This window comes from Methylobacterium sp. AC433 (assembly GCF_979253015.1).
Genome location: NZ_CEEDBN010000023.1, coordinates 1 through 26,239 on the forward strand (window position 1 = coordinate 1; position 26,239 = coordinate 26,239).

The following is a 26,239-nucleotide window of genomic DNA, read 5'->3' on the forward strand; positions in this document are numbered from 1 at the left end:
GAAGTTCAGCGGCGGCGAGCACGTCGTCCTCGGCGGGACCGAGGGCAACGACCGCCTGATCGGCGACAAGGGGATCGCACTCTCGGCCGGGGGACGGCGTCTCGGAACGCCCCTTGTCCGAACGCCCCTGCCCCGCGCGGGGCGCGGAGCCGGGGTTCCGGCAAGCTTGGCCCCGTGCCCAGAGGTAGCCCCTGCGCTCCCGCGGCTCAAGACCGCGTCCGCGCGCCGGGCGACGGGCCGCGTTGCGGCGGCGCCCTCCGGGGGCCTATGGAGGAGTGCATGACCGAGAAGCTGACGATTCGCGCCCTGTGCGACCTGGGCCTCATTCCCGCGACCGAGGTGACGGCGGCCGTCGACGCCTACATGGACGACCCGATGGCGCCGCCCTTCGTGTTCGGGGCGGGCTACCGGCTCAACCTCGGCAAGGCGATCCGCCGCCATCCCGGCGCCAACGACTTCGTCCTGCGCAGCGCCGCCGGCCCGCAGCTGAAGCGCCCCTTCGTCGAGGCGGCGATCTGGGAGGCGCGGCCCGACCGGGGCTGAGCCGCCCGAGATTTCGGCTGCCTGAGAGTTCCGCCGCTCAGCCGTCCAGGATGGTGGCGAGGACCTGCCGGGCGCGCGCCAGGTCGGCGCGGGCCTCGGCCTCGGCGGCCTCCGCCTGCGCCAGTCGGTGAACGGCGTGCATCAGGGGCGAGCCGCGGGTCAGGGCGGAGAGCGCCGCGACCGCCGCGGGATCGACCGATGCGAGGTGGCCGACCTCCCCGAGGAGCAGGGCGATGCGGTGCTCGCAATGTTCCTGCGCGACGCCCTCCGGGCAGGTGCAAGTGAAACGCACGCCACGGGCGGTCTTCGTCGCCTCCATCCGGTAAGTGCCGTCGCCCTCGGGGCTCGACACGGAGAAGATCAGCGAGGTCATCGGCGCTCCTGTTCGCGCTGCGGCTCCGGAGGACAGCAGAGGTCCGGCGCCTCTTCTACGGCGGGTTCGGAGTCAACGCATCCACTTGTGCGCCCACTTGTCATGACACGGCCCAGGGACCACATCACACCTTCTGGAACATATCAGGAACGTGGCCGTGGGTCACGGCCTGCGCCCAGCCTCCTGGGCAGCCTCGACGGGAAGGCCCGATGAGAACGGCGGACAAGCAGATCGCGGACATCCTGGTCCGCTACGGCGAACCCTTCGGCGGCAATGTCTGGCGGGTGCAGGGCACGGCGGTGATCTACCACCGGACCCTGGAGCGCATCGCCGCCCAGGCCGGCATCGCCTTCGACCCGCCGACCCTGGTGCGGGCCGAGCGCGACGAGGCCGTGATCCTGGTCACCGGCCGGATGGCGGGCGCCAAGGCCGGGACCGAGCGGGTCGAGTGGTCCATCGGCGAGGCCCTGGTGAACGTGAACTACCGGGTCTCGGGCAAGCAGGCCGGCTACGTCTACGCCATGGCCGAGAAGCGCGCCAAGGACCGGGTCATCCTCAAGCTCCTGGAACTGCACGGCCTCGTCTATTCCGAGGAGGAGGCGGACGAGTTCCGGGCCGGGTCCCCGGCCGCGTTCCGGGCCGTCGACGACGCCTTCGCGGATCCCGACCCGTTCGACGAGGTGACCGAGGCCGAGGCCGACCTGAAGCGCCGCATCGACGCGCAGGACAGCATCGACGCCGTCACCGACCTGATGCTCGACGCCGAGACCCAGCAGGTTCTCGCCCGGATGCCGCCGGGCACCCGCGACGAGGTCCGCGACTACGCCCGCGCCCGCCTCGTCGCCCTGGGCTGGCCTCCCAAGAAGCCCGGCCGCCGCGCGGCCTGAGCCAAGAAGCCCGGCCGCCGCGCGGCCTGAGCCAAGAAGCCCGGCCGCCGCGCGGCCTGATCGTCAGGCGGGGCCGGTGGCGTGAACAGGATGATCCGCCCGGGAGATCTCGAACCGCAGGCGCGCGAGGCGTCTCGGGGCCCGGAGCCCCGCGACACCCTCGCGGGCACGATCGAGCGCGTCACCTTCCACAATGCCGAGACCGGCTTCTGCGTGCTCAAGGTCCAGGCGGCGGGCCGGCGCGACCTCGTGCCGGTGGTGGGGCACGCCCCGGCGATCGCGGCCGGCGAGTGGATCGCCGCCTCGGGCCGGTGGACCAGCGACCGCCAGCACGGGCTGCAGTTCCGGGCCGAGACCCTGCGGGTGACGCCGCCGACGGGCCGCGAGGGCATCGAGCGCTACCTCGCCTCCGGACCGATGCGCGGCATCGGCCCGGCCATGGCGCGGCGCATCGTGGCCCTGTTCGGCGCGGACACCTTCGCGGTCATCGAGGCGGAGCCCGGCCGCCTGACGGAAGTGGAGGGGATCGGTCCCAAGCGCGCCGCCCGCATCCTGCGCGGCTGGGCCGAGCAGAGGCTGGTGCGGGAGATCATGGTCTTCCTGCACGCCCACGGGGTCGGCACCGCCCGGGCCGTGCGCATCTTCCGGACCTACGGGCGCGAGGCCATCGCGGTCATGACCGAGGATCCCTACCGGCTCGCCCGCGACGTCCGCGGCATCGGCTTTCGCACCGCCGACGCCATCGCGATGCGGCTCTGGATGGCCCGCGAGGCGCCCCGGCGCCTGCGCGCCGGGGTCACCTTCGCGCTCCAGACCGCCACCGACGAGGGCCATTGCGCCCTGCCGACCGAGCGCCTCGTGGCCCTGGCCCAGCGCCTGCTCGAGGTCGAGCCCGACCTGATCCGCCTCGCCATCGCCCTGGAACTGCGCGGCGCGGACGTGGTGGCGGACACGATCGAAGGCGAGACCTGCCTGTTCCTCAAGGGCCTGCACGGGGCCGAGCGCGCCATCGCCGAGCGCCTGCTCGAGCGCCGCGACGGGGCTCCGCCCTGGCCCGCCATCGACCCCGCCCGGGCGATCCCCTGGGTCGAGGCCCGCACGGGCCGGACCCTGTCGCCCTCGCAGGGCGCCGCCCTCGCCACCCTGCTCGCCGCCCGGCTCTGCGTCCTCACCGGCGGCCCCGGCGTCGGCAAGACCAGCACGCTGGATTCGCTCCTGCGCATCCTCGTCGCCAAGGGCGTGCGCGTGCTCCTCGCCGCCCCCACCGGCCGGGCGGCCAAGCGCATGACCGAGCAGACCGGGCTCCCGGCCAGGACCCTCCACCGGCTGCTGGAGGTCGACCCGGCCCGGGGCGGCTTCGCCCGCGACGCCGACAACCCCCTCGCCTGCGACCTCCTCGTCGTCGACGAGGCCTCGATGATCGACGTGCCGCTGATGAACGCCCTCCTGAAGGCGGTGCCGGAGCGGGCGGCCCTGCTCCTCGTGGGCGACGTCGACCAGCTGCCCTCCGTGGGGCCGGGCCAGGTCCTGGCCGACCTCATCGCCTCGGAGCGCATCCCGGTCGCCCGCCTCACCGAGGTGTTCCGCCAGGCCGCGGCGAGCCGGATCGTCGTCAACGCCCACCGCATCAACCGCGGCCTGATGCCGGAGGCCCTGCCCCCGGTGCCGGAGGCCGTGCCTCCGGTGCGGGAGGGCGCATCCGCGCACGCGGCGGCGGATTTCTACTGGATCGCGGTGGACGATCCCGAGATCGGCCTCGCCCGGCTGATCGAGGTGGTGACCCGGCGCATCCCCGCCCGCTTCGGCCTCGACCCCCTGCGCGACGTCCAGGTGCTGACGCCGATGCTGCGCGGGGTGCTGGGCAGCCGCAACCTCAACCACGAACTCCAGCGCGTGCTGAACCCGCCCCCCGAGACCGCGGTGGAGCGCTTCGGCTGGCGCTTCTCGCCCGGCGACCGGGTGATGGAGACGCAGAACGACTACGACCGCGACGTCTTCAACGGCGATCTCGGGCGGGTCGTGCGCCTCGATGCCGAGGATCAGGCGGTGATCGTGTCCTTCGAGGGGCGCGAGGTCGCCTATCCGTACGGCGAGCTCGACACCCTGGTGCCGGCCTTCGCCACCACCATCCACAAGAGCCAGGGCTCCGAGTACCCGGCCGTGGTGATCCCGATCGTCAACCAGCACTTCACCATGCTGGCGCGCAACCTCCTCTACACGGCGGTGACCCGGGGCCGGCAGCTGGTGGTGCTGGTCGGCCAGCCCCGGGCGATCCGGACGGCCGTGTCCGGAAGCCGGCAGGCCCGGCGCTGGACCAGGCTCGGCCAGTGGCTGCGCGAGCGCGGCTAGGAACGGGATCGGCCCCGCGCCGGCCGGCAAGCTTTGCCGCAAGGCCGCGTCAGAACGCGCGGGGCCGGAATCTTGATGAGAACAAAAGAAGAACTTATATCGGTTCGACGACGTTGCACGATCCGGCCGCGAAGTCCGGACAACCGGCCCGGGTGACGCTCCCGACGGGAGAATCCGGAGCCTTGGAGGCCCGGCCATGACCGTCCCGCGTGAGTCCCGATCCCGTTACCGGTTCCACTGCACCGACGGCCACGTGGCCATCATCGACCCGAAGGGCCTCGCCCTCGCCGACCCGACCCAGGTCCGCTTCCATGCCGTGGAGGTGGCCCTGCACGCCATGGAGCGGGTCGGGGCCGGGCTCGACTGGTCGGACTGGATCGTCGACGTCCACGACGCGCAGGGCCGGCGCGTCCTCCTCCTCGCCTTCCGCGAGACCATGCCGCTGGCGCGGGCGGCCTGAGACCGGGCGGGGCGGAGTCTGTGCGGGGTTTTTCATACGAGACGCGAGCGAGGACGGAACCATGCGAGGCATCATGACGAAGGGCACGTCGAAGCGGACCGCCTATAGGATCGAGACCCTGTCCTACAGCAGCACCCGCCTCGTCCGGCTCGGCGACCGGAAGGTGGCGATCCTGTTCCCGCCGCTCGATGCGGGCGGCCCCTACCAGCTCTATCCCCATCCCGACACCTTCCGGAGCCTGACCTTCGCGGGCCTTCCCGCCCCCCTGCGGCCGGAATTCATGGCCTTCGACACCCTGGGCGCGGTGGAGGCCTTCCTCGGCATCCGCGCCGCCGCCCCGGCGCCGGAGGCCCTGCCGCTGGCGGCCTGAATCCGGGGCGGGAGGAGGGACGGGCCGCCCCGATCAGCCGGGCGTGCTCGGCCTCGACGGCGCCGGAGCCGCCATCGGCCAGGATCCGCAGGGTCGGGCGGTCGAGGATGGTGATGTGTCCGCGCCGCGCCCGGATCAGGTCCAGGCCCTCGGTCCGCCCTGCCCTCCCCCCATGCGCGCATCCGCGTCCCGGCCCCCCGGCCGTGGATTTCGGGTCGCACCGCGATTTTCTTCGCGCCCGTGAGGATTAAACGCCGTGCGGGCGAGGCGGTCGCGCCGCAGTTCCACCTTGGAATAAGTAAAAAACATATAACTTGCAGATGAATTATGGATTCTGCCAAGACGTTCGCGTGCCACGGATAGTAATGCAATTCACGTCCGCGGCATCGCCTTCGTAAGCTCGTTGGAATGGTCTTTGGCTGTGAACCGTTTTGCGTCGAATGAGAGTTCCCGTGTCGTCACCAAAGCAGCGCAACGCTGCCTCATGGCGACGCTCCTGTCCGGCGTTGCTGTCGGGTTCGCGGTCCGGGATGCGCGGGCACAGGCGGCCGTCGAGACCGTGACCCTCGACACCCTCTCGGTGGAAGGCGCCGGCACCGGCCGGAACGCCTCGGGCAGCCAGCCCGGCGGCGCGGTCGGACCCGTGCGCGGCTACGTGGCCAGCCAGAGCCGGGTCGCCACCAAGACCGACACGCCGATCGTCGAGACCGCGCAGTCGATCTCGGTGATCGGCCGCCAGCAGATCGAGGACCAGAACGCGCTCACCCTCAACCAGGCGCTGCGCTACTCGCCGAGCGTGACCACCGAGCAGCGCGGCGGCTCCGGCGCCACGCGAACCGACCAGTTCTATATCCGCGGCTTCCTGGCCCCGCTCTTCCTCGACGGCCTGCCCTTGCCCGGCAACCGCGACGCCGCTCCCTCCGTCGATCCCTATCGCGTGGAGCGCATCGACGTCATCAAGGGGCCGGCCTCGGTGCTCTACGGTCAGTCCGGCCCCGGCGGCATCGTCAACTTCGTCTCCAAGGTTCCGCGCTTCGTCCGGCACGGCGAGATCTTCGTGCAGGGCGGCGGCTTCGGCGAGGTGCGCGGCGGCTTCGATGTCGGCGGCCCGATCCCGGCCGAGGCCGGCCCGCTGGCCGACCAGTTCGCCTACCGCGTCGTCGGCCTCGGCTGGACGGGCGACGGCCCGGCGGTGACCACCCGGGTCGAGCGCGTCCTCATCAATCCGAGCCTGACCTGGCGGCCCTCCGCCGACACCTCGCTCACCATCATCGGCAATTACGAGCGCGATCCATTCTCGGGCTTCTACGGGGGCTTTCCCGCCGTGGGCACGCTGTTCCCGCGCAACTTCGGCAACGGGACCAGCGGCCGGCTGCCGGTAAACTTCTACGACGGCGACCGCAACTTCGAGCGCTCCGACCGGACCCAGGCCTCGATCGGCTACATCTTCGACCACGATTTCAACGACGCCCTGCACCTCCACTCGGCGGCGCGCTACCTGCGCACCGAGGGCGATTACCGCAGCGTCTACGGCGCCTTCAACGACAGCACCGGCCCCTTCGCCAGCGGCCCGCTCATCGACCGCTCGCGCATCGCCACCCGGGTCGGGATCGACGCCTACACCATCGACAACAACCTCGTGGGCAAGTTCGACACCGGCCGCTTCGCCCATACGGCGCTCGTCGGCGTCGATCACCGCAGCTTCGAGACCCGCACCCTGTCGTCGGCCTTCCCGGCGGCGCCCAGCCTCAACGTGCTGGACCCCAACTACGACATGAACATCCCGACGCCGCCCTTCACCACGGATGCGCGCATCACGGCGGAGCAGACCGGAATCTACGTCCAGGACCAGGTGAAGTTCGACCGCCTCGTCCTGACCCTGGGCGGCCGCTACGACTGGGCGCGCACCTCGGGCCCGACCCGCAGCCTCGCCACGAACGTCGTGACCAACCAGGACGTGCCCTCGGAAGCCTTCACCGGCCGGGCCAGCCTGCTCTACCTCTTCGACAACGGCTTCGCGCCCTACGTCTCCTACAGCGAGGCCTTCGAGCCGATCACCGCCGGGCGGATCTTCGACGCCAATTTCGGCTCGATCGGGCGCATCCCCGATCCGATCACCAGCGACCAGTTCGAGGCCGGCATCAAGTACCAGCCGCCCGGCACCGACATCCTGCTCACGGCGGCCGCCTTCGACATCCGCCGCTCGAACGCGACGAACACCGATCCGGTCAACCGGGCCTTCGTGGTGCAGACCGGCGCGGTCGGCGTGCAGGGCCTGGAATTCGAGGCGCGGGCCACCCTGGCCGAGGGCCTGAACGTCGTCGGCGGCATCTCGGTCATCGACGCCCGCGTCGTCGGCGACATCACCACGACGCTCAACCAGGTCACCAACCGGCAGGTGCCGCTGCTCGGGCGGGTGCCGGTCCAGATCCCGGACACGACGATCTCCCTGTTCGCCGATTACCGCTTCACCGGCGGTCCCCTGCTGGGCCTCGGCCTCGGCGGCGGCGTGCGCTATCTCGGCTCCTCCTGGGGCGACCCGGCCAACACCTTCAAGGTTCCGGAGAGCGTCCTCGTGGACGCGGTGCTGTCCTACGACCTGAAGAACCTCGACGCGACGCTCAACGGCTTCACGATGCAGGTCAACGCGCAGAACCTCCTCGACGCGCGCACCGTCACGGGCTGCTTCAGCTACTCGAACTGCTATTACGGCCTGCCCCGCACCGTCTACGCCACCCTGCGCTACCGCTGGTAGCGCGCGCCGGCGCCGCCCCAGCCTTCCGGAGGACGCATGGGAACGAGCTTCCGCCAGGCCATGGCCTGGCTCCACACCTGGTCCGGCCTCGTCGTCGGCTGGGTCCTGCTGGCGGTCTTCGTCACCGGGACGGCGAGCTACTACCGGGCCGACGTCTCGCGCTGGATGCGGCCCGAGCTCCCGCGGGTGGAATCGCTCTCGGCCGACGACCTGGCGCGGGCGGCCGAGCTCGGCGTCGCCCACCTGGCCGCCCATGCGGGGGGCGCGCGGACCTGGTCCATCGGCCTGCCGACGCCCGACAGCCCGGTGATCGACCTGTTCTGGCGGACCAGGCCGGGCACCCCGCCGGGGCAGGCCCGCCTCGACCCGGCGACCGGCACGCCGGCCGCGATCCGCGACACGAAGGGCGGCGACTTCCTCTACCGCTTCCACTTCGAGCTCCACATGCCCCCGCTCTGGGGCCGCTGGATCGTGGGCCTCTGCGCCATGATCATGCTGGTGGCGCTGATCTCCGGCATCGTCACGCACCGGCGCATCTTCGCGGATTTCTTCACCCTGCGGCGGGACAAGGCGCCCCAGCGCGGCTGGCTCGACGCCCACAACGTCACCGGCGTGCTGGCGCTGCCCTTCCACCTGATGATCACCTACACGGGCATCGTCACCCTGAGCGTGATGTACATGCCCTGGGGCATCACCACGGCCTACCGGGGCGAGGCCCAGACCTTCTTCGCCGAGAGCGGCCAGATCCCGGCCCCCCGCCCGCCCGCCGGGCAGCCCGGCACCCTGGCGCCCATCGGCCCGATGGTGCGCGAGGCCATGGCGCGGGTGTCCGAGCCCCTGGAGCGGCTGTCGATCGCAAACCCGCGGGACGCGCATGCCGTGGTGACGGCGGTGTTCGAGGAGCCGCACGGGCTCTCGCACGAGCACCCGCAGGTCGCCTTCGACGGGGCGACGGGCGCGGTGCGGGAGGTCCGGCAGGGCGGCCTCAAGCCGGCGACCCGGACCTTCACCACCCTGGTCGGCCTGCACGAGGCGCACTTCGCCGGACCGGCCCTGCGCATCCTGTTCTTCCTGTGCGGGCTGATGGGCTCGGCCATGGTGGCGACCGGCCTCGTGCTCTGGTCGGTGGCGCGCCTGCCCCGGCCCGGCGAGCGGGGCTTCCTCGGCCTGCGCCTCGTCCAGGCCCTGAACATCGGCGCCGTCGCCGGGCTCCCGGCGGCCATCGCGGCCTACTTCCTCGCCAACCGCCTCGTGCCCCCCACCCTGTCCGGCCGGGCCGACTGGGAGATCGGCGCCTTCTTCGCGACCTGGCTCCTCGTCACGCTCGCGGCCCTTGCCGGCCCGTCGCGCCGGGCCTGGGGCGCGGCGCTGACCGCGACGGCCGGCCTCTATCTCGCGGTCCTGGCCGCCGACCTCGCCCTGGTCGATCATCGCTGGGCCGGGCTGCCGGCCGGGGAGGCGCGCTTCCTGTGGTTCGACGCGACCCTCCTCGCCCTGGCGGGCCTGTTCGCTCTCGCGGCGCGCAAGCTCGCCCGCTATGCCGGCCCGCGGCGGGCGGCCCGGCAAGCGCCGGTCCAAGGTCCTGATTCCGCGACGCGGCACCCGGGCCTCGGCGCCCTCGCGTCGACGGGGGCCTCGCCCCGCTGAGGCGCGGGCGACGCGGCGGTTGGTGCGGAGCAACCAACCGGCCCGCCGGTCGTTTCCAGGGTCCTTCAACGACACCCGAAAAGGGACGACCCGCCATGATGCACCGCCTCGCCGCCGCCGCCGGCCTCCTCGCGATGAGCTCCGGCCTCGCGCTGGCCCAGACGCCCGCCCCCAAGACCGAGACGACCAAGACCGACACGACAAAGACCGACATGGCCAAGTCCGAGAAGGACATGAAGGAGTATCAGGTCGCCGCCGCCAGCAAGGTCAGCCTCGCCCAGGCGCTGACCACCGCCGAGCAGCAGGGCGAGAAGGGCCGCGCCATCGACGCCGATTTCGAGAAGGCCGACAGCAAGAACCCGAACCACTACAGCATCAAGGTCGTGTACCCCGACGGCAAGCTGGTCGAGTACGGCATCAACGCCGATAGCGGCGCCCTCTACAAGACCGAGAACCAGCCGATCGAGCGCTACTTCACCCGCCTGAAGCCCGCCGACTTCCAGAAGGCCACCACCTCGCTCAAGGACGCCCTGAAGATCGCCGAGCAGAAGGCCGGCGGCGGCAAGGCCTACGAGGCCGAGGTCGAGCGCGAGGGCGCCTCGGTGCGGTACGACATCAAGGTGGCGCTCGGCGACCGCGAGCAGAAGGTCAAGGTCGGCCCCGACGGCAAGGTCGTCGACTGACGTGACCGAGGGAGACCGGCTCCGGAGCCGGCCTCCCCGCCCCGGCCGGGACCCTCAGCGGTAGTCGGTCGGCGTGAGCCCGTGGCGGGCGATCTTGTCGTAGAGGGTCTTGCGCGGCGTCCCCAGGGATTCCGCCGCGAGCCGGACATCCCCGCCCGCCATGATCAGTTCCTCGCGGATGAGGCCGCGCTCGAAGCGGTCGACCTGCTCGGCCAGGGTGCCGGCGGTGACGATCTCCGGCGCCGCGAGCTCGAGGGTGCCGAGGCCCAGCGCGTAGCGCTCGGCGAAGTGGCCGAGCTCGCGCACGTTGCCGGGCCAGTCGTGGCGGCGCAGGTGCTCCAGCACCGGGCCGGTGATCGCCGGCACCTCGCGGCCGAAGCGGGCGGCCGCCCGCCGGAGGAACTCCTGGAAGAGCAGGATCACGTCCTCGCGCCGGTTCCGCAGGGGCGGGATCGCGATCGTGATGACGTTGAGCCGGTGGTAGAGGTCGTCGCGGAAGGTGCCCTGCGCCGCCGCCTGGCCGAGATCGACCTTGGTGGCGGCCACCACCCGCATGTCGATGGCCAGGCTGTCGTTGCCGCCGAGCGGCTCGACCCTGCGCTCCTGCAGCACCCGCAGGATCTTCACCTGCAGGTTGAGCGGCATGCTCTCGATCTCGTCGAGGAAGAGGGTGCCGCCCTGGGCGTGCTCGATCCGGCCGACCCGGCGCTTCATGGCGCCCGTGAAGGCCCCCGCCTCGTGGCCGAACAGCTCGCTCTCGGCCACGCTGTCGGGCAGCGCCCCGCAATTCATCGCCACGAAGTTGCGCTTGGCCCGCCGGCCCCAGCGGTGCAGCGCGCTCGCCACCACCTCCTTGCCCGCGCCGGTCTCGCCGAAGACGAGCACGTCGACGTCGGCCTGCGCCACCTCGCGCACGAGCTGGCGCAGGCGCACGATCTCGGGCGACACGCCGAGGAAGGCCGGATCCTCCTCCAGGGCCGCGTCGAGGCGCGCCCGCAGCTGGCGGTTCTCCAGGACGAGGCGGCGGCGCTCCAGCGCGCGGCGCGCCGAGGCCAGCAGCGCCTCGGCCGGGTAGGGCTTGGCCAGGAAGTCGTAGGCGCCGTCGCGCATCGCCCCCACCGCCATGCGGATGTCGCCGTGGCCGGTGATCAGGATGACGGGCAGCTCGGGATCGATCGCCCGCAGGCGCGCGAACAGCGCGACCCCGTCGAGGTCCGGCAGGCGCACGTCGGTGATGACGAGGCCGGGCGGGTCGGCGAGGATCGCGGTCAGGGCCGGCCCGGCCGCCCCGAAGGTCTCCACCCGGAATCCGTCGAGCTCCAGGCTCTGGCGGTTGGCGCGGCAGACATCGGCCTCGTCGTCGATGAAGACGACCCGCTCGGCCGAGGTGGCCCCATCCCTGTTCTCGCTCACGTCGTCGTCTCCGCCGGTCCGGCTGCTCCGGCCGTCTCGTAGGCCGGGGCCTTCGCCAGCGCCATGCGGAAGATCGTACCGCCCGCCGGATCGTCCCGGACGGTGAGGCTGCCGCCGCAATCCTCGACGATCCCGCGGGCGATGGCGAGCCCGAGCCCGAGCCCGTCCGCCTTGGTGGTGAAGAAGGCGTCGAAGACCTGCGCCCGCACCGCCTCGGGCATCCCCGGCCCGCCGTCGCGGACCTCGAGGGCGACGCGGTCCGGTGCCTCGACGACGACCCGCAGGGCGACGCGGGGATCGGGCCGGCCCTGCACGGCGTCGAGGGCGTTCTGGAGCAGGTTCACGACGACCTGCTCGAGGCGTGGCCCGTCGCCCAGCACCCGCAGGCCGTCGGGGCCCGCCTCCGTCACCAGCGGGATGCCGGCGGCCGAGGCCCGGGCCTCGACCAGCTCCAGGGCGTTGCGCAGGATCTCGGCGAGGGCCACCGGCTCCCGCTTGGCGGAGGAGCGCCGCGCGAACCCCTTGAGCTGGCGCGTGAGGCCGCCGATGCGGTCCGTGAGGCGGCCGATGGCGAAGGCGTTCTCCGCCGCCTCCTCCGTCCGGCCGCGCCGGACCAGGATGGCGGCGTTGTCGGCGTAGGAGCGGATGGCGGCGAGCGGCTGGTTGATCTCGTGGGCCATGCTGGCGGCGAACTGCCCGAGGGCGGCCAGGCGCCCGGCCTGGGCGAGCTCGCGCCCCAGGCGCTCGCGCTCGGCCTCGGCGCGTTGCCGCTCCTCGATCTCGAGCCGCAGCATCCCGTTGGCGGCCGTGAGCTCCAGGGTGCGTTCCCGGACGCGGGCCTCCAGGGCGTCCCGCTGGGCCGAGGCCCGGGCGAGGTGCTCGCGGTTGCGCCGGCCCCGGCCCGCGAGGGCGGTGAGGCCGAGGCAGGCCAGGCCCGTGACCAGGGCGGCGATGATCCAGGCCTGGACCCGCTCGCGCTCCACCGTGCCGCCCAGGGAGGTCAGGGTGGTGAGCCGCCAGGCGGTGCCGGGGATCGGCGCGTCGAGGCGCAGCGCGGCCCAGGCCGGCCGCGCGCCCTGGCCGACGCGCACGAGGTCCGCCGTGCCGGCGGCCGGATAGAGCGGCATGTCGTCGAGGGGGGCGTCGCCGAATTCCAGGGCCTCGCGGATGCGCCGGCGCTCGGCCTCGTCGATCCGCCGCAGAGTGGTGAAGCGCCAGGCCGGGTCGCTCGCCACGAGGACGATGCCGCGCGCATCCGCGACGAACACCCCGTCCCCCGCCGCCCGCCAGGCGGCCTCGACCGCGTCGAACTCGATCTTGACCACCACGACGCCGCCGGCGCTCCCGATCCGCCGGGACAGGTAGAGGCCGGCGCGCCCGCTCACGGTGCCCAGCGCGAACTGCGAGCCGGCCCCGTCGCGCATCGCCTGCCGGAAATAGGGCCGGAAGGCGTAGTCCCGGCCGAGGAAGCTGCCGCGCCCCTCCGTATTGCTGGCCGCCACCGTGATCCCGTCCGGCCGGATCACGTAGATCACCGCCGAGCCCGTCGCCTCGGCGACCTGGGCGAGGCGCCGGTTCACGCGGCCGATCAGGGCCTCCGGCGGCGCGGCCTCCGCCGCGGCGGCGATCTCCGGGTCGGCCGCCAGGGCCAGGGGCAGCGAGGCCTGCTTCTGCATCTCGGCCGCCAGGACCCCGACCTGAAGCCCCAGCGTCGCCTCGGCGGTGCGGCGCAGGTCGGCCAGGGCCCAGCGCTCGGCGACGCCGCCGGCGACCCAGACGGCGAGCAGGATCGCGGTGACGCTGGCCAGCAGCACGAGGCTCCGGCGGCTCGGCACGTGCACCTTCGCACGGTGTGCCGGGATCGGCCGGTCCCCCGGCGTCAGGGTGTCCGGCGTCATCGTGTCCGGTGTCATGGCCTCCGGTGTCATGGCCTCCGGCGTCATGCCCGCCGCCCCTCTGCGAATTCTCGGACGGGATTCCGCGGCCGGGTCCGGGTTTTCGCAAGGCGATCCTGGGAGCGGCGCGGGGTCATGGAAAAAACGATCCTGATATCAGGCGTTTAACAAAAAGTTTCGTGCGCCGTGCCGCTGGCACGGCGGTTGCCATTCCGGGAGAGTAAGGCTGCCCTGCACGAAGCGCAGGGCTACCGGCCGAGCGGCCCTCGCCCCCGTTCCCGCGCCCCGCCAGGGCGCGAGCGGGCCGGCGGGAGCCCGCAGGCGCAAGACCAAGAGCGGACGGAGGCGGGGCGCTGGCCCCGGGCCGAGCCGACATCCTTCGAGAGACCAACCGGGAGAACGCCATCATGGCCGCTGTACCATTGCCCCTCACCGCGCCGCACGCGCCGCCCAAGCCCAAGCCGATCTACAGGACCCTGTATTTCCAAGTCCTGGTCGCGGTGGCGATCGGCATCGCGCTGGGCCACTTCTACCCGCAGGTCGGCGCGGACATGAAGCCGCTCGGCGACGCCTTCATCAAGCTCGTCAAGATGATCATCGCGCCGGTGATCTTCCTCACCGTGGTCTCCGGCATCGCCGGCATGACCAACCTCGAGAAGGTCGGCCGCGTCGGCGGCAAGGCGCTGATCTACTTCATCACCTTCTCGACCCTGGCCCTGATCGTCGGCCTGATCGTGGCGAACCTCGTCCAGCCGGGCGCGGGCATGCACATCGATCCGAAGTCCCTCGATCCGAAGTCGATCGCGATGTACGCCGACAAGGCGAAGACGCAGTCGATCACCGACTTCCTGATGAACATCATCCCGACCACGGCGGTGGGAGCGTTCTCGGGCGGCGAGATCCTCCAGGTCCTGTTCTTCTCGGTGCTGTTCGGCTTCGGGCTCGCCTTCCTGGGCGACCGCGGCAAGCCGGTGCTCGACATCATCAAGGTGCTGTCGGAAGCCATCTTCGGCGTCGTCAACATCATCATGAAGGTCGCCCCCATCGGCGCCTTCGGCGCCATGGCCTTCACCATCGGCAAGTACGGCATCGCCTCGCTCGCCAACCTCGCCTACCTCGTCGGCGCCTTCTACCTGACCTCGGCGATCTTCGTCCTCGGCGTCCTCGGCCTGGTCGCCCGCTACAACGGCTTCTCCATCATCAAGCTCATCCGCTACATCAAGGAAGAGCTGATGCTGGTGCTCGGCACCTCGTCGTCCGAGTCGGCCCTGCCCTCGCTCCTCGAGAAGATGGAGCGCGCCGGCTGCTCGAAGCCCGTCGTCGGCCTCGTGGTCCCCACCGGCTACTCGTTCAACCTCGACGGCACCAACATCTACATGACGATGGCGGCGCTCTTCATCGCCCAGGCGACGGACACGCCGCTCACCTACGGCGAGCAGGGCCTGCTGCTCCTCGTGGCGATGCTCTCCTCGAAGGGCGCGGCCGGCGTCACCGGCTCGGGGTTCATCACCCTGGCGGCGACCCTCGCGGTGGTGCCCTCGGTGCCGGTCGTCGGCATGGCGCTGATCCTCGGCGTCGACCGCTTCATGTCCGAGTGCCGCGCGATCACCAACTTCATCGGCAACGCGGTGGCCTGCATCGTGGTCGCCCGCTGGGAGGGCGAGGTCGACGACGTCAAGCTCGCCGCCGCCATGGGCGGCAACCCGATGCCGCTGGACTCGGAGCTCCCGGCCCTGCAGCCGGCCACGTGAGCCGACACGGACCGGGCGCGCGGCGCCCGGTTCCCGCCGGATGGAAAGAAGGGGGCGCGGACCGGCCGGTCCGCACCCCCTTCTCGTTCGCGTCCCGGAACCGGCGCCCTATTCCACCGTGACGGACTTGGCGAGGTTGCGCGGCTGGTCGACGTCTTTGCCCATGAAGACGGCGGTGTGATAGGCGATGAGCTGGATCGGCACCGCGTAGACGATGGGCGCCACCACCGGGTCGAGGTCGGGCATCGTCACGGTGGCCATGGTGTCGAGGCCGGCCGCGGCCGCGCCCTTGGCGTCGCCGATCAGGATGATGCGCCCGCCGCGGGCGGCCACCTCCTGCATGTTCGAGACCGTCTTCTCGAAGATCGCGTCGTGGGGGGCGATCACGATCACCGGCACGCTCTCGTCGATGAGGGCGATCGGGCCGTGCTTGAGTTCGCCCGCCGCATAACCTTCCGCGTGGATGTAGCTGATTTCCTTGAGCTTCAGGGCGCCTTCCAGTGCCATCGGGTAGCTGGTGCCGCGCCCCAGGTAGAGCACGTCGCGGGCCTTGGCGACCTCGCGGGCCAGTATCTCGATCGCGCCCTCCAGCTTGGTCGCGTCGGCCATCAGGCCCGGCACGGTGATCAGCGCGTCGACCAGGCGGCGCTCCGCCTCGGCGCCGAGGGTGCCGCGCGCCCGGCCCGCATGGATGGCCAGACACAGCAGCACGGTGAGCTGGCACGAGAACGCCTTGGTGGAGGCGACCCCGATCTCGGGGCCGGCCAGCGTCGGCACGACCGCCGAGGCCTCCCGCGCGATGGTGGAGGTCGGCACGTTGACCACCGCCAGGGTGTGCTGGCCCTGCGCCTTGGCGTAGCGGAGCGACGCCAGGGTGTCGGCGGTCTCGCCCGATTGCGAGATGACGAGGGTGAGCCCGTCCCGGTCGAGCGGCGGCTCGCGGTAGCGCGCCTCCGAGGCGACGTCGATCTCGACGGGAAGCCGGGCCAGGCTCTCGAACCAGTACTTGGCCACGAGGCCGGCATAGTAGGCCGTGCCGCAGGCGGTGATCGAGATCCGCGAGAGCTTGGCGAAGTCGAAGGGCAGGGCCTCGGGCAGCGCCACGCGGCCCTGGGCGAGGTCGACGTAGTGGGCGAGCGTGCGGCCCACCACCTCGGGCTGCTCGTGGATCTCCTTGGCCATGAAGTGGCGGTGGTTGCCCTTCTCCACCCGGAAGGCCTGGGCGACGATGCGCTGGCGCTCGCGGGTGACAGGCCGGCCGGCCTGATCGCGGATCTCGGCGCCCGCGCGCGACAGGATCGCCCAGTCGCCCTCGTCGAGATAGGTGATCGCTTCCGTGAAGGGGGCCAGCGCCAGGGCATCCGAGCCGAGATAGGTCTCGCCCTCGCCGAACCCGATGGCCAGCGGCGCCCCGTGGCGGGCGCCGATCAGGAGGTCGTCGTGCCCGGCGAAGACGAAGCCGAGGGCGAACGCCCCGTGCAGGCGCGGCAGGCAGGCGGCCACCGCCTCGACGGGGCCGAGGCCCTGGTCCATGGCGTGGCTGACGAGCTGGGCCACCACCTCGGTGTCGGTCTCGCTCTCGAAGCGCACGCCCTGCGCCTGGAGCTCGGCCTTCAGCTCGCGGAAGTTCTCGATGATGCCGTTGTGCACGACGGCGAGGCGCGCCGTGGCGTGCGGGTGGGCGTTGGTCTCGTTGGGGCGGCCGTGCGTGGCCCAGCGGGTGTGGCCGATGCCGATGCTGCCGGCCAGCGGCGCGTCGCGCAGGCGCATCTCGAGGTTGTAGAGCTTACCCTCGGCGCGCCGGCGCTCGAGGTGCCCCTGGGTCAGGGTGGCGATGCCGGCCGAGTCGTAGCCGCGATATTCGAGCCGGCGCAGGGCTTCCACCAGCTGCCCGGCCACGGCGTCCCGTCCGACGATGCCAACGATTCCGCACATGGGTCTGGGTCTCTCAAGGGGCCGGCACGGGGGATCGGGGCCGGTACTTCGGATCGGGCGCGAACGGGTCCGCCCGGGCTTGTACCGGATCGGGACGGGCGCGCGCCAGCCACCCGGCCCGGAGGCCGGTCGAGGAGGCAGTCTGGCCCGGCAATCCTGAACACGGGCTTGCCGGCCGGGGCGCCGTCCCCGCCGGCGAGCCGCGCAAATCCCATCGACATGCCCCGTCGAAAAGCCTCGCCGCCGTCCGATGGCCCGTCCTACGGCGTCTTGTCCCGCGGTGTCCTGTCCCGCGGTGCCTCGGCCCGCGCCGCCTTCTCCGCCTGCAGGGCCGCGCGCTTGCCCGGCGCCCAGCCGGGCAGGTTGCGCTGACGGGTCCGCGAGACCGCCAGGGCGTCCTCGGGGACGTCCGCCGCGATCACCGAGCCGGCACCCACGATGGCGCCCGCCCCGACGCTGACGGGCGCCACCAGGGCGGTGTTCGAGCCGATGAAGGCGCCCGCCCCGATCCGCGTCCGGTGCTTGTTCACCCCGTCGTAGTTGCAGGTGATGGTGCCGGCCCCGAGATTGGCCCCCGCGCCGACCTCGGCGTCGCCCACGTAGGTCAGGTGGTTGGCCTTGGCGCCCGGCCCCATCCGGGCGTTCTTGACCTCGACGAAGTTGCCGATGCGCGCCCCCGTCTCCAGCACCGCGCCGGGGCGCAGGCGGGCATAGGGGCCGATCTGGACGCCGGCCGCCAGGGTGGCGCCCTCCAGGTGCGAGAAGCTGTGCACCACGCAGGCATCGCCCACGCTCACGCCGGGCCCGAACACCACGTGAGGTTCCACGAGAACGTCCCGCCCCAACACCGTGTCGATGCTGAAGAAAACGGTTTCAGGCGCGATCAGGGTCGCCCCCGCCACCTGGGCCGCCCGGCGCAGGCGCCCCTGGATCTCGGCCTCGGCCACCGAGAGCTGGACCCGGTCGTTGACGCCCTGCGCCTCCGCCTCCGACACCGGCACCACCGCCACGGGCAGGCCGTCCGCCACCGCGAGGGCGACGGCGTCGGGCAGGTAGTACTCGCCCGCCGCGTTGGCGTTGCCGATCCGGGTGAGGAGGGCGAGGGCGCGGGCCCCCGACAGGGCCATCAGCCCGGCATTGCACAGGGTGACCGCCCGCTCCTCGGCGCTCGCATCCTTCTCCTCGCGGATCGCCAGCACGCGCGCCCCGTCCGTCAGCACCCGGCCGTAGCCGGCCGGGTTCGGCGTCGTGAAGGCGAGCACCGCCACGGCCGCCCCCTCCGCCAGGGGTGCGCGCAGGCGCGCCAGGGTCGCGGCGGTGATCAGCGGCGTGTCGCCGAAGGCGATCACCACGTCGTCGTCGCCCGCCTCCAGGGCGGCCCGGGCGGCCAGCACCGCGTGCGCGGTGCCGAGGCGCTCGGCCTGGGGGTAGGTCGCGGCGCCGGGCGCCAGGGCGGCGACCTCTCTGGCCACCGCCTCCTGGCCCGGCTCCACCACCACGGCGATGCGGCCGGCCCCGGCGCCCTGCGCCGCGGCGAGCACGTGCCCCAGCATGGTCCGGCCGGCGACCCGGTGCAGCACCTTCGGCAGGTCCGAGCGCATCCGCGTGCCCTTGCCGGCGGCGAGCACGATGGCGGTGAGGCTGCGCCCCGTGATCCTGGTCGTCTGGTCCGTCATCGAGGATTCCGCCGCTGGCCGCGCCGTCTGTTGCTGCGCGGGCTGAAGTGCTCCTGCGCGGGCTAAAGCGCGGCGGGGGCCGTTTCAAGTCCGAACCCCGCGCGCGCCGCGGCGACCCGCCTCACGCAGGCTTTGATCGGGGCCGAACGAACGGTCCGGAGCCCTTCGGCGTTGACCGCCGCGGTTCGGGACGGCTTAAGCACCGGTTCAGGGCTCCGCGTGGTAGACCGCCCTCAAGCCCCTCGCCTTCTCCGCGCGCGCCCCGCGCCGATCAGACGGACCCGATGACGCCGCCGAACCCGGATCTCCTCGACGCCACGTCCGCCGGCCCCAGCCGCCGCAGCCTGCTGCGGCAGGCCGGCCTCGCGGCCCTCCTGAGGCCCACGGCCCTCGCGGCCCTGGCCGGCGGGCTCCCCGTCCTGCCGGGCCGGGCCGCCGCCGACGAGGCCCCGGCCCTGCCCGCCGACGGTACGCCGTTCCAGCCCGGCCTCGTCACGGATCTGGCCCGGGCGCTCGCCAAGGCCCCCTACGTGGCCCCCCGCACCAACGACCTGCCCGACGCCCTCACCGGCCTCAACCGCGAGCAGTACGCCGCCATCCGCACCCGGCCCGGCAGCGCGGTCTGGGCCGACGCGGCCCTGGGCTTCACCATCGAGCCCCTGCATCGCGGCTCGGTGTTCCGCTCCCGCGTGGCGCTCGCCCTGGTGGAGGAGGGCGTCGTGCGCGCCCTGCCCTACGACCCGGCCCGGTTCGAGACGGACGGCGTCGCCCTGCCGGTCCTCAAGGACGACCCCGGCTATTCGGGGTTTCGCATCCGCGCCCGCTTCCGCGGGGGCGAGCTCAGTGACTTCGCGATGTTCCAGGGGGCGTCGTTCTTCCGGCTGCTGGCCACCGGCCAGGGCTTCGGCGTCACGGCCCGGGCGCTGACCCTGCGCCCGGCCGACGCCAAGGGCGAGGAATTCCCCGAGTTCCGCGCGATCTGGATCGAGCGGCCCGGCCCCGGCGGTCCCCTGGTCCTGCATGCCCTGGTCGATTCGCCCTCCGCCGCGGCGGCCCTGCGCATGAGCCTGCGCCCCGGCGATGCCTCCCTCTGCGACGTCGAGGGCACGGTCTTCGCCCGCGCGGCCATCGACCATCTGGGCCTGGGCGGCATGACCACGAGCTACCTGTTCGGCCCCCACGACCGGCGCGGGGCGGACGACGCCCGCGCGGGCGCCTCCGCCAGCGGCGGCCTGCAGATCCGCACGGGCGTCGGCGAGGCGATCTGGCGCCCGGTGCGCAACCCCGAGACCCTGCAGATCTCCTCCTTCGTGGACGAGAACCCGAAGGGCTTCGGCCTGATGCAGCGGGCGCGGGACTACGCCGCCTTCCAGGACGACGTGCAGCACTGGGAATGGCGGCCCTCCCTCTGGCTCGAACCCCTCGGCGCCTGGGGGCCGGGGGCGGTGACCCTGCTGGAGATCCCCAGCGATTCCGAGTTCAACGAGAACGTGCTCGCCTACTGGCGCCCGAAGGCGACCCTCGCGGCCGGGGCCGAGATGCCCTTCAGCTATCGCCAGCACTGGTGCTGGCAGCCCCCCGAGCCGCCACGCGTCGCCCTGGTCTCGGGCACCCGCAGCGGGCACGGGGGCGAGAATCGGCGCCTGTTCCTGGTGGACTTCACCGGCCAGGGCATCGCGGCGCCGGGCGACCTCCAGACCCAGCTCAGCGCCGCCTCCGGGGCGATCCCGTCGAGCACCGTCTACCGCTACCCCGAGCGCGACACCCTGCGGGTGGCCTTCGAGCTCGATCCGAAGGGCGAGAAGTCCTGCGAATTGCGGCTGAACCTGCAGCGCGCCGGCACGCCGCTCACCGAAACCTGGCTCTACCGTTGGACCCCGTGACCGCATCCCCGCTCTCCCCCGGCGCCCCGGCCCCGGCCGATCCGGCGCCTCAGGCCGCCCTGCCCTTCGCCCCCGCGATGCCCCGCGAGGCGCCGCTGCCGATGCCGGTGCAGGATCTCGATCGCTGGGATCCGGCCGGCGGCCACCGGCCGGCCGCGCGCCACGCCAAGCCCTGGCTCGCCCGCGCCTTCGTCTTCGGCGGGGCGGCGCTCCTCACGGGCTACGGCGCGATGCAGATGTACGAGGTGGTGGCGGTCTCGGGCGGCACCACGGCGCTGCAATACGTGCTCCTCGCCCTCTTCACCCTGAACTTCTCCTGGATCGCCCTGGCCTTCACCGGCGCGATCCTGGGCTTCCTCGTGCTCCTGCGCGGGCTGAGGAGCCCCGCCCTGCCGGCGCGGCTGACCACCCGCACCGCGGTGGTGATGCCGGTCTACAACGAGGCCACCGCCCGCACCTTCGCGGGCGTCGAGGCGATGCGGGCCGAGATCGACGCCACCGGCCACGGCGCGGCCTTCGACTACTTCGTCCTGTCGGATTCGACGCAAGGGGACGCCTGGATCGCCGAGGAGCGCGCCTTCCTGGAGCTGCGCGCCCGCTGGGGCGACGAGGCCCGGCTCTACTACCGGCACCGGCCGAAGAACCACCACCGCAAGGCCGGCAACATCGGCGACTTCGTCGCGCGCTGGGGCGGCGCCTACGACCACATGCTGGTGCTCGACGCCGACAGCCTGATGACCGGCCCCTGCATCGTGCATCTGGCCGCCGCCATGGAGGCCGACCCGGATGCCGGCATCATCCAGTCGCTGCCGCTCATCATCAACCGCAACACCCTGTTCGCCCGGGTCCAGCAATTCGCCGCGCGGATCTACGGGCCGGTCATCGCCACGGGCCTGTCCGTCTGGTCGGGCCGCGACGGCAATTACTGGGGCCACAACGCCATCATCCGCACCCGCGCCTTCGCGGCGGCCTGCGGCCTGCCCGACCTGAAGGGCAAGCCGCCCTTCGGCGGCCACGTGCTCAGCCACGACTTCGTGGAGGCGGCCCTGATCCGGCGGGCCGGCTGGAGCGTGACCATGCTGCCCGCCCTGCCCGGCTCCTACGAGGAGAGCCCGCCCTCGCTCATCGACGTCGCGGTGCGCGACCGGCGCTGGGCGCAGGGCAACCTCCAGCACAGCCGCATCATCGGCACGGCGGGGCTGGCGCTCGCCTCCCGCCAGCACTTCGCCACCGGTATCGCCGGCTACGTCGCCTCGCCCCTGTGGCTGGCCCAGCTCGTGGTCGGTATCGCCCTGGTGCTCCAGACCGCCTGGGTGCGGCCGGAATACTTCACCTCCGAGTTCGGGCTCTACCCGGTCTGGCCGCGCTTCGATCCCGTGCGCGCGCTCCAGCTCTTCGGCCTGACCATGGGCATCCTGCTCGCGCCGAAGTTTCTGGGACTGATCCTCGCCCTCATCGATCGCCCGGTGCGCCGGGCCTGCGGCGGCGCGATCCGCCTCGTCCTGTCGAGCCTGATCGAGATCCTGCTCTCGGCGCTCATCGCCCCCATCGCGATGCTGATCCAGTCGGGCTCGGTGTTCCAGATCCTGCTCGGGCGCGACACCGGCTGGAACCCGCAGCGGCGCGACGACGGCTCGATCCCCTGGGGCGACATCGTGCGCCGCCACCGCTGGCACATGGCGCTGGGGCTGGTCACCGGGGTGGCGGCCTTCGCCATCGCCACCTCGCTGTTCCTCTGGATGTCGCCCACCATCCTGGGCCTGGTGCTGGCGATCCCGATCTCCTGGGCCAGCGGCCAGCTCGGCCTCGGGCTCGCCCTGAAGCGCCTCGGCCTGCTGATGACCCCGGAGGAGCGCACCCCCCCGGCCATCGCCGCGCAGGCCGGCGCCCTCGGCCGGCGCAACGCCGAATCCGGCCTCGACGACGCGGACGCACTCACGGCCCTCCACGCCGATCGCGGCCTCGCCGCGGCCCACGCCGCGATGCTGCCCGAGACCGCCCCGCGCCCGCGCGGGACCATCGATCCCGACCGGGCCCTGGCCCAGGCCAAGGTGGTGGAGGCGGAGACGATCGCCGAGGCCCGGGCCTGGCTCACGCCCAAGGAGCGCATGGCCCTCCTGCACGACCGCGCCCTCCTCGACCGCCTCACCCGCCTCGCGCCCTGACCCCGCGTTTTCCCATTCCCGCGCCCCGCGTTCTCCGATAGAACCGCCGGCACGGAAGGGTGGCCGAGTGGTTTAAGGCAGCGGTCTTGAAAACCGCCGTGGGGGCAACTCCACCGTGGGTTCGAATCCCACCCCTTCCGCCAGAACGGTCCTGAGCCCGTGACGGGGCTGGAAGCCTCGATGTTGAGCAAGTTGGGCGACGCCTGCGCGACAGGCGGCTCTCTGCGGCGGGCCTCGCGACCCGCTTCGTTCGACGCGAGGCCGGGACCGCTCGGTCCGCGCCGGGATGCCCCTGAACGTTGCGCGGTGACTCCCGGGGGCCGCAGCGGTCGGAAGGGGATCGCCTGGAAGACCGCGGACAGGGTTGACGTGGTGCGCAGGGCGCGCCGCAGGTTCGGCTGGACGCTGCCCGGCGGCGCTTCGGGCTCCGCGAGCGGGAGCTTCGGCGACGGATGGAGGCCGCCGACATCCGGAAGGCTGGCGGTGGGGTTGCCCTCGCCGCGCCCGCGACGACCGGAGCCTCATAGCCTGCCGGACACGGCGCGGGCGCACCCGGATGGCGCGTCAGTGCTCCGTGCCCGGCATGTTCTGCCGCGGTGCGCCACCGTGGTCCCGGATGATGCTGGAGCGCGCCGGGTCGTTCTTCAGGTCTGCCACCTGCTTGCGGGCCCCGAGGGCCAGGAACAGGAGGCCGCCGAGCGTTCCGAACGCGAGGAACAGGAGCGGATAGCCAGCACTCATCTGCCGTACTCCGATTGCCCCGTTCGGAATGAAGGGGCTATATGCATAATGCTGCAATCGGCGTGTGGGTTGCGCAGTAAAATGCCAGCCCGAGTCGCGCGTCGGGAAATGCGGAGGCGAGGCGACGCTTGGAGCGGCGGCCTGGCGCTCTACCTAGCGTTCATGACCGAGCCACCCGACGACAACCTCGACCATTATGCCCTGGGCTTCTACGCGCCCGGCAAGGGCCTGCGCCGCGAGGACTGCCCCTATGCCGAGGGCACCGAGGCGCACGCCCGGTGGACCGCCGGTTACGATGCTGCGGTCGAGGAGCGGACGGGCAACGCACCGCCCTGAGACGGAGCCGGCCGCGACACGGTGGGCCTGGACGGCGCGCATGACCCGGCCGAGGGCGCGTCCCGGCTTCCGTTCGCTCCGATGCCCGTTGGCCCTGGGCACCGCTGGTCTCGCGCCGACGGCGTGGCGGATCCGAGCACGCGGACCTGCCGAGGGCGGCGATGCCGTCCCGTCCTCCGTCGATGGCCGGGCGCCGACGGTGGCGCGGAGGCACCGCCGCGGCAGTCCCCCTTCGTTGCGGTACGCTCGGTGATGACTTACACCGTCTCCGCGGACAATCTGGACAGTCGGGATCTCCACGCACCGGAGACGGTGAGGTCGCAAGACCGTCTGTCCTGATGAGCCGGCTGAAGGGGGATCGCGCATTGGGACCATTCTCAAGGACAGGCCTCGTGAGCGCCTTGATCCTGGCTGTCTCGGTGCCCTCCGCGTCGGCCGTCTGCATACCCAAGCGCAGGATATCGGACGTGGCCGTGGAGGCCTTCCTGGAGCGGCCGTCCGAGCTGCTTTCGCGTCATCCGAATGACCAGCGCGGCCTTTCCGCGGAAGTCGACACGCTGGCTCTGGCGAGCCCTCAGGCCCTGTCCGCGCTCCTGCGGCTGGCCCGCACGGCCCTTCCGGACCAGCGTCAGGCGATCGGATACGGCCTCGGGCGCGTCTCCGCCTATTGCGAGTCGCGCGATGCCAGTGTCAGCCGCCGCATCACGGAAGCGGTGACCGCCCTGGGGAACAGGGACGTCGTCTTCGCCTATCGACTGGCACGGGAGGGCGTCAACGGCGAGGCCCCCAGGCTGAAGAGCGTCGATCCCAGTGCGCTCAATCCCGACATCGCGGCGGGGAGCCAGAATCCGCTCACGCGGACAACGGATGGCGCGCTTCCCGTGCGGCCCGAGACCGACAACGGAAAGGGCGGCTTCATCGGGAGGGTTCGCCCCGACACCGCCCTGGACAGACCGGACTTCAAGCTTCCCGACCCGACCGCGCGGTGAGCCGCGCGCCCGCATCGTGAGGGCCGGCCTCGCCGGCGGCGGGGGGGGGGCGCCGGTCGTCCTGCGTGACCGGCGCGGTCGCTTCCTCGGCCCGCGCGGGCTTCGCCGCGACGGGTCCCCATCGGTCCTTCCCGATCCGATCGGGTGACCCTCGCCTGTGATCGCGGCGCTACGACGCCTGGGCGGCCATCCCGGAAGCGGGCCGGCGTCCGAAGGCCGCGTTCCTCAGAAGCACGAGCAGGGGTTGCTCGATGAGCTTGTGGACCGCGATCGACGCGGAGATCCCTACCAGGAGGATCACCAGTCCCGCGACCAGACCCGTCGCGCGACCCGCCAGGAGCGGGCTCTGGGCGACCTTGATCGAGGCCGAGATGATGGGCTCGTGGATGAGGTAGAGGACGTAGGAGGCCGAGCCGAGAAGCCCGAGCGACGCCCCCACGCGCGAAGGCCCGGCCACGCGCACGGTGAGGAGGCCGATCATGACCATCGCGTAGAGCGCGAAGAACAGAAGCGCCTCGGCGGCCGCGTTCGGCAGGATGACCACGCCCGAGGCGCCGCGCAGCCAGAGAGCGACCCCGACCCCCACGGCGCCCGCGGCGCCGATGAGGCGGAACAGCATCGCCTGACCGCGACCGTATTCCCGGTAGATCCAGGCGATGAGCATTCCGATCGCAAAGCCGAAATTCTCGTGACCCAGGAATCGGGCAAGCGGCTGCATGTTCTGATAGCCGACGGGAATGAGATCGAAGATCAGGGTCGCGAGGCAGGCGACTTGCCAGAGCACAAGGGCCAATAGGCCAAGTCTGGCATGAAAAATCATCGCTGAGAAAGCGATGTAGAACACCAGTTCATGCTGCAGAGTCCAGGCGGGCTGAAGAACCCGGACGCCCTCGCGAGGGATCAGCAGCAGATCCATGACGAATTGGACGACCGTCAGGTCACGATGGCCGTTGGCCCCCGCTCCGGCGAGCAGCGCGAGTCCGAGCGGCAGCACGCAGAGCCAATAGATCGGATAAAGCCGAATGAAGCGCTTGGTGACGAAGCTGGAAAAGCGGTCGGGCCGGCCGATGTCCTGGAGGTGGGTGTGGAGGATGATGAAGCCGCTGAGGATGAAGAAGAATTCGACGCCCGTCGCCCCGCCGAAGAACCAGCCCGACCACCACGTAGGACCGAATTTCTCGGTGATGCTCATGTCGAGGTGAAACAGAAACACGCCGAGTGCCGCGATGCCGCGTGCCCACTGGATGGAGTCGATGCTTCGTCGCGCGATCGGCGGCTCGGGACTCCGACCGGGTTCGGCGGCTCTCAGCAAAGTGAGCTTCAAGCGAATCGCTCCTCATATCCGAAGAGCCCCAGCCTTATGCAGATCACGCCAAAATATCAAATGT

Annotated in this window: 20 protein-coding genes and 1 tRNA gene; 14 read left to right on the plus strand and 7 right to left on the minus strand. The window is 72.0% G+C overall.

The features are described from left to right. Nucleotides 1-279 precede the first annotated feature (279 nt). Nucleotides 280-543 (plus strand): hypothetical protein, encoded by a 264-nt coding sequence (locus AC0IWM_RS21975; protein WP_471758542.1) that lies wholly within the window; start codon nucleotides 280-282, stop codon nucleotides 541-543. A gap of 37 nt (nucleotides 544-580) precedes the next feature. On the opposite strand, the gene AC0IWM_RS21980 is transcribed toward AC0IWM_RS21975, so the two are convergent. Continuing rightward, nucleotides 581-916, minus strand: coding sequence for a hypothetical protein (locus tag AC0IWM_RS21980; protein ID WP_471758544.1), 336 nt, complete (start codon nucleotides 914-916; stop codon nucleotides 581-583). 209 nt (nucleotides 917-1,125) lie between these two features. On the opposite strand from AC0IWM_RS21980, the gene AC0IWM_RS21985 reads away from it, so the two are divergent. The 7 genes from AC0IWM_RS21985 to AC0IWM_RS22015 all read left to right on the plus strand — a co-directional run bounded on the left by AC0IWM_RS21985 (nucleotide 1,126) and on the right by AC0IWM_RS22015 (nucleotide 10,067). Next, a complete protein-coding gene (locus AC0IWM_RS21985) occupies nucleotides 1,126-1,803 on the plus strand; it encodes a trna delta -isopentenylpyrophosphate transferase (RefSeq protein ID WP_471758546.1) in 678 nt (225 codons plus the stop codon). A gap of 90 nt (nucleotides 1,804-1,893) precedes the next feature. Further along, nucleotides 1,894-4,152 carry an SF1B family DNA helicase RecD2 gene (gene recD2, locus AC0IWM_RS21990; protein WP_471758548.1) on the plus strand — a complete coding sequence of 753 codons (2,259 nt, stop codon included), beginning with the start codon at nucleotides 1,894-1,896 and terminating at the stop codon, nucleotides 4,150-4,152. A 196-nt stretch (nucleotides 4,153-4,348) separates the two neighbouring features. Next, nucleotides 4,349-4,612, plus strand: coding sequence for a DUF6894 family protein (locus tag AC0IWM_RS21995; protein WP_471758550.1), 264 nt, complete (start codon nucleotides 4,349-4,351; stop codon nucleotides 4,610-4,612). Nucleotides 4,613-4,673: 61 nt separating this feature from the next. Further along, nucleotides 4,674-4,982: a hypothetical protein gene (locus tag AC0IWM_RS22000; RefSeq protein WP_471758552.1), complete on the plus strand. Its 309-nt coding sequence runs from the start codon at nucleotides 4,674-4,676 to the stop codon at nucleotides 4,980-4,982. A 484-nt stretch (nucleotides 4,983-5,466) separates the two neighbouring features. Then, nucleotides 5,467-7,737, plus strand: a complete 2,271-nt coding sequence (locus tag AC0IWM_RS22005) for a TonB-dependent siderophore receptor (RefSeq protein WP_471758554.1) — start codon at nucleotides 5,467-5,469, stop codon at nucleotides 7,735-7,737. Between the two features lie 36 nt (nucleotides 7,738-7,773). After that, a complete protein-coding gene (locus tag AC0IWM_RS22010) occupies nucleotides 7,774-9,384 on the plus strand; it encodes a PepSY-associated TM helix domain-containing protein (protein ID WP_471758556.1) in 1,611 nt (536 codons plus the stop codon). Between the two features lie 95 nt (nucleotides 9,385-9,479). Next, complete coding sequence (locus AC0IWM_RS22015; protein ID WP_471758558.1) at nucleotides 9,480-10,067, plus strand: PepSY domain-containing protein; 588 nt, start codon at nucleotides 9,480-9,482, stop codon at nucleotides 10,065-10,067. 54 nt (nucleotides 10,068-10,121) lie between these two features. Here the strand turns inward: AC0IWM_RS22015 and AC0IWM_RS22020 are convergent, their stop codons facing one another. Both AC0IWM_RS22020 and AC0IWM_RS22025 read right to left on the minus strand, forming a co-directional pair. Further along, nucleotides 10,122-11,480 carry a sigma-54-dependent transcriptional regulator gene (locus tag AC0IWM_RS22020; RefSeq protein WP_471758560.1) on the minus strand — a complete coding sequence of 453 codons (1,359 nt, stop codon included), beginning with the start codon at nucleotides 11,478-11,480 and terminating at the stop codon, nucleotides 10,122-10,124. Next, nucleotides 11,477-13,393 carry a sensor histidine kinase gene (locus AC0IWM_RS22025; RefSeq protein ID WP_471758562.1) on the minus strand — a complete coding sequence of 639 codons (1,917 nt, stop codon included), beginning with the start codon at nucleotides 13,391-13,393 and terminating at the stop codon, nucleotides 11,477-11,479. Before AC0IWM_RS22025 ends, AC0IWM_RS22020 begins: the two co-directional genes overlap by 4 nt. A 389-nt stretch (nucleotides 13,394-13,782) precedes the next feature. Between AC0IWM_RS22025 and AC0IWM_RS22030 the strand changes: the two genes are divergently transcribed. Continuing rightward, nucleotides 13,783-15,126, plus strand: a complete 1,344-nt coding sequence (locus AC0IWM_RS22030; protein ID WP_471758564.1) for a dicarboxylate/amino acid:cation symporter — start codon at nucleotides 13,783-13,785, stop codon at nucleotides 15,124-15,126. Nucleotides 15,127-15,234: 108 nt separating this feature from the next. Here AC0IWM_RS22030 and glmS read toward each other — a convergent pair whose 3' ends face one another. Both glmS and glmU read right to left on the minus strand, forming a co-directional pair. Further along, nucleotides 15,235-17,061 (minus strand): glutamine--fructose-6-phosphate transaminase (isomerizing), encoded by a 1,827-nt coding sequence (glmS, locus tag AC0IWM_RS22035; protein WP_471758566.1) that lies wholly within the window; start codon nucleotides 17,059-17,061, stop codon nucleotides 15,235-15,237. 260 nt (nucleotides 17,062-17,321) lie between these two features. Next, on the minus strand, nucleotides 17,322-18,737 hold the full coding sequence (glmU, locus tag AC0IWM_RS22040; RefSeq protein WP_471758568.1) for a bifunctional UDP-N-acetylglucosamine diphosphorylase/glucosamine-1-phosphate N-acetyltransferase GlmU: 1,416 nt from the start codon (nucleotides 18,735-18,737) through the stop codon (nucleotides 17,322-17,324). 284 nt (nucleotides 18,738-19,021) lie between these two features. On the opposite strand from glmU, the gene AC0IWM_RS22045 reads away from it, so the two are divergent. The 3 genes from AC0IWM_RS22045 (at nucleotide 19,022) to AC0IWM_RS22055 (ending at nucleotide 22,928) form a co-directional block, all read left to right on the plus strand. After that, on the plus strand, nucleotides 19,022-20,620 hold the full coding sequence (locus AC0IWM_RS22045; RefSeq protein WP_471758570.1) for an OpgD/OpgG family glucan biosynthesis protein: 1,599 nt from the start codon (nucleotides 19,022-19,024) through the stop codon (nucleotides 20,618-20,620). Further along, a complete protein-coding gene (gene mdoH / locus AC0IWM_RS22050) occupies nucleotides 20,608-22,785 on the plus strand; it encodes a glucans biosynthesis glucosyltransferase MdoH (protein WP_471758572.1) in 2,178 nt (725 codons plus the stop codon). Before AC0IWM_RS22045 ends, mdoH begins: the two co-directional genes overlap by 13 nt. 53 nt (nucleotides 22,786-22,838) lie before the next feature. After that, nucleotides 22,839-22,928: transfer RNA gene (locus AC0IWM_RS22055), tRNA-Ser, on the plus strand. Nucleotides 22,929-23,349: 421 nt separating this feature from the next. Here the strand turns inward: AC0IWM_RS22055 and AC0IWM_RS22060 are convergent. Continuing rightward, on the minus strand, nucleotides 23,350-23,526 hold the full coding sequence (locus AC0IWM_RS22060) for a hypothetical protein (protein WP_471758574.1): 177 nt from the start codon (nucleotides 23,524-23,526) through the stop codon (nucleotides 23,350-23,352). Nucleotides 23,527-23,688: 162 nt separating this feature from the next. Here AC0IWM_RS22060 and AC0IWM_RS22065 point away from each other — a divergent pair, with 162 nt between their 5' ends. Beyond that, on the plus strand, nucleotides 23,689-23,862 hold the full coding sequence (locus tag AC0IWM_RS22065; protein WP_471758576.1) for a ribosome modulation factor: 174 nt from the start codon (nucleotides 23,689-23,691) through the stop codon (nucleotides 23,860-23,862). Between the two features lie 392 nt (nucleotides 23,863-24,254). Continuing rightward, nucleotides 24,255-24,851 carry a hypothetical protein gene (locus tag AC0IWM_RS22070; protein WP_471758578.1) on the plus strand — a complete coding sequence of 199 codons (597 nt, stop codon included), beginning with the start codon at nucleotides 24,255-24,257 and terminating at the stop codon, nucleotides 24,849-24,851. 169 nt (nucleotides 24,852-25,020) lie between these two features. On the opposite strand, the gene AC0IWM_RS22075 is transcribed toward AC0IWM_RS22070, so the two are convergent. Further along, complete coding sequence (locus AC0IWM_RS22075; RefSeq protein WP_471758580.1) at nucleotides 25,021-26,175, minus strand: acyltransferase family protein; 1,155 nt, start codon at nucleotides 26,173-26,175, stop codon at nucleotides 25,021-25,023. Between the last annotated feature and the right edge of the window lie 64 nt (nucleotides 26,176-26,239).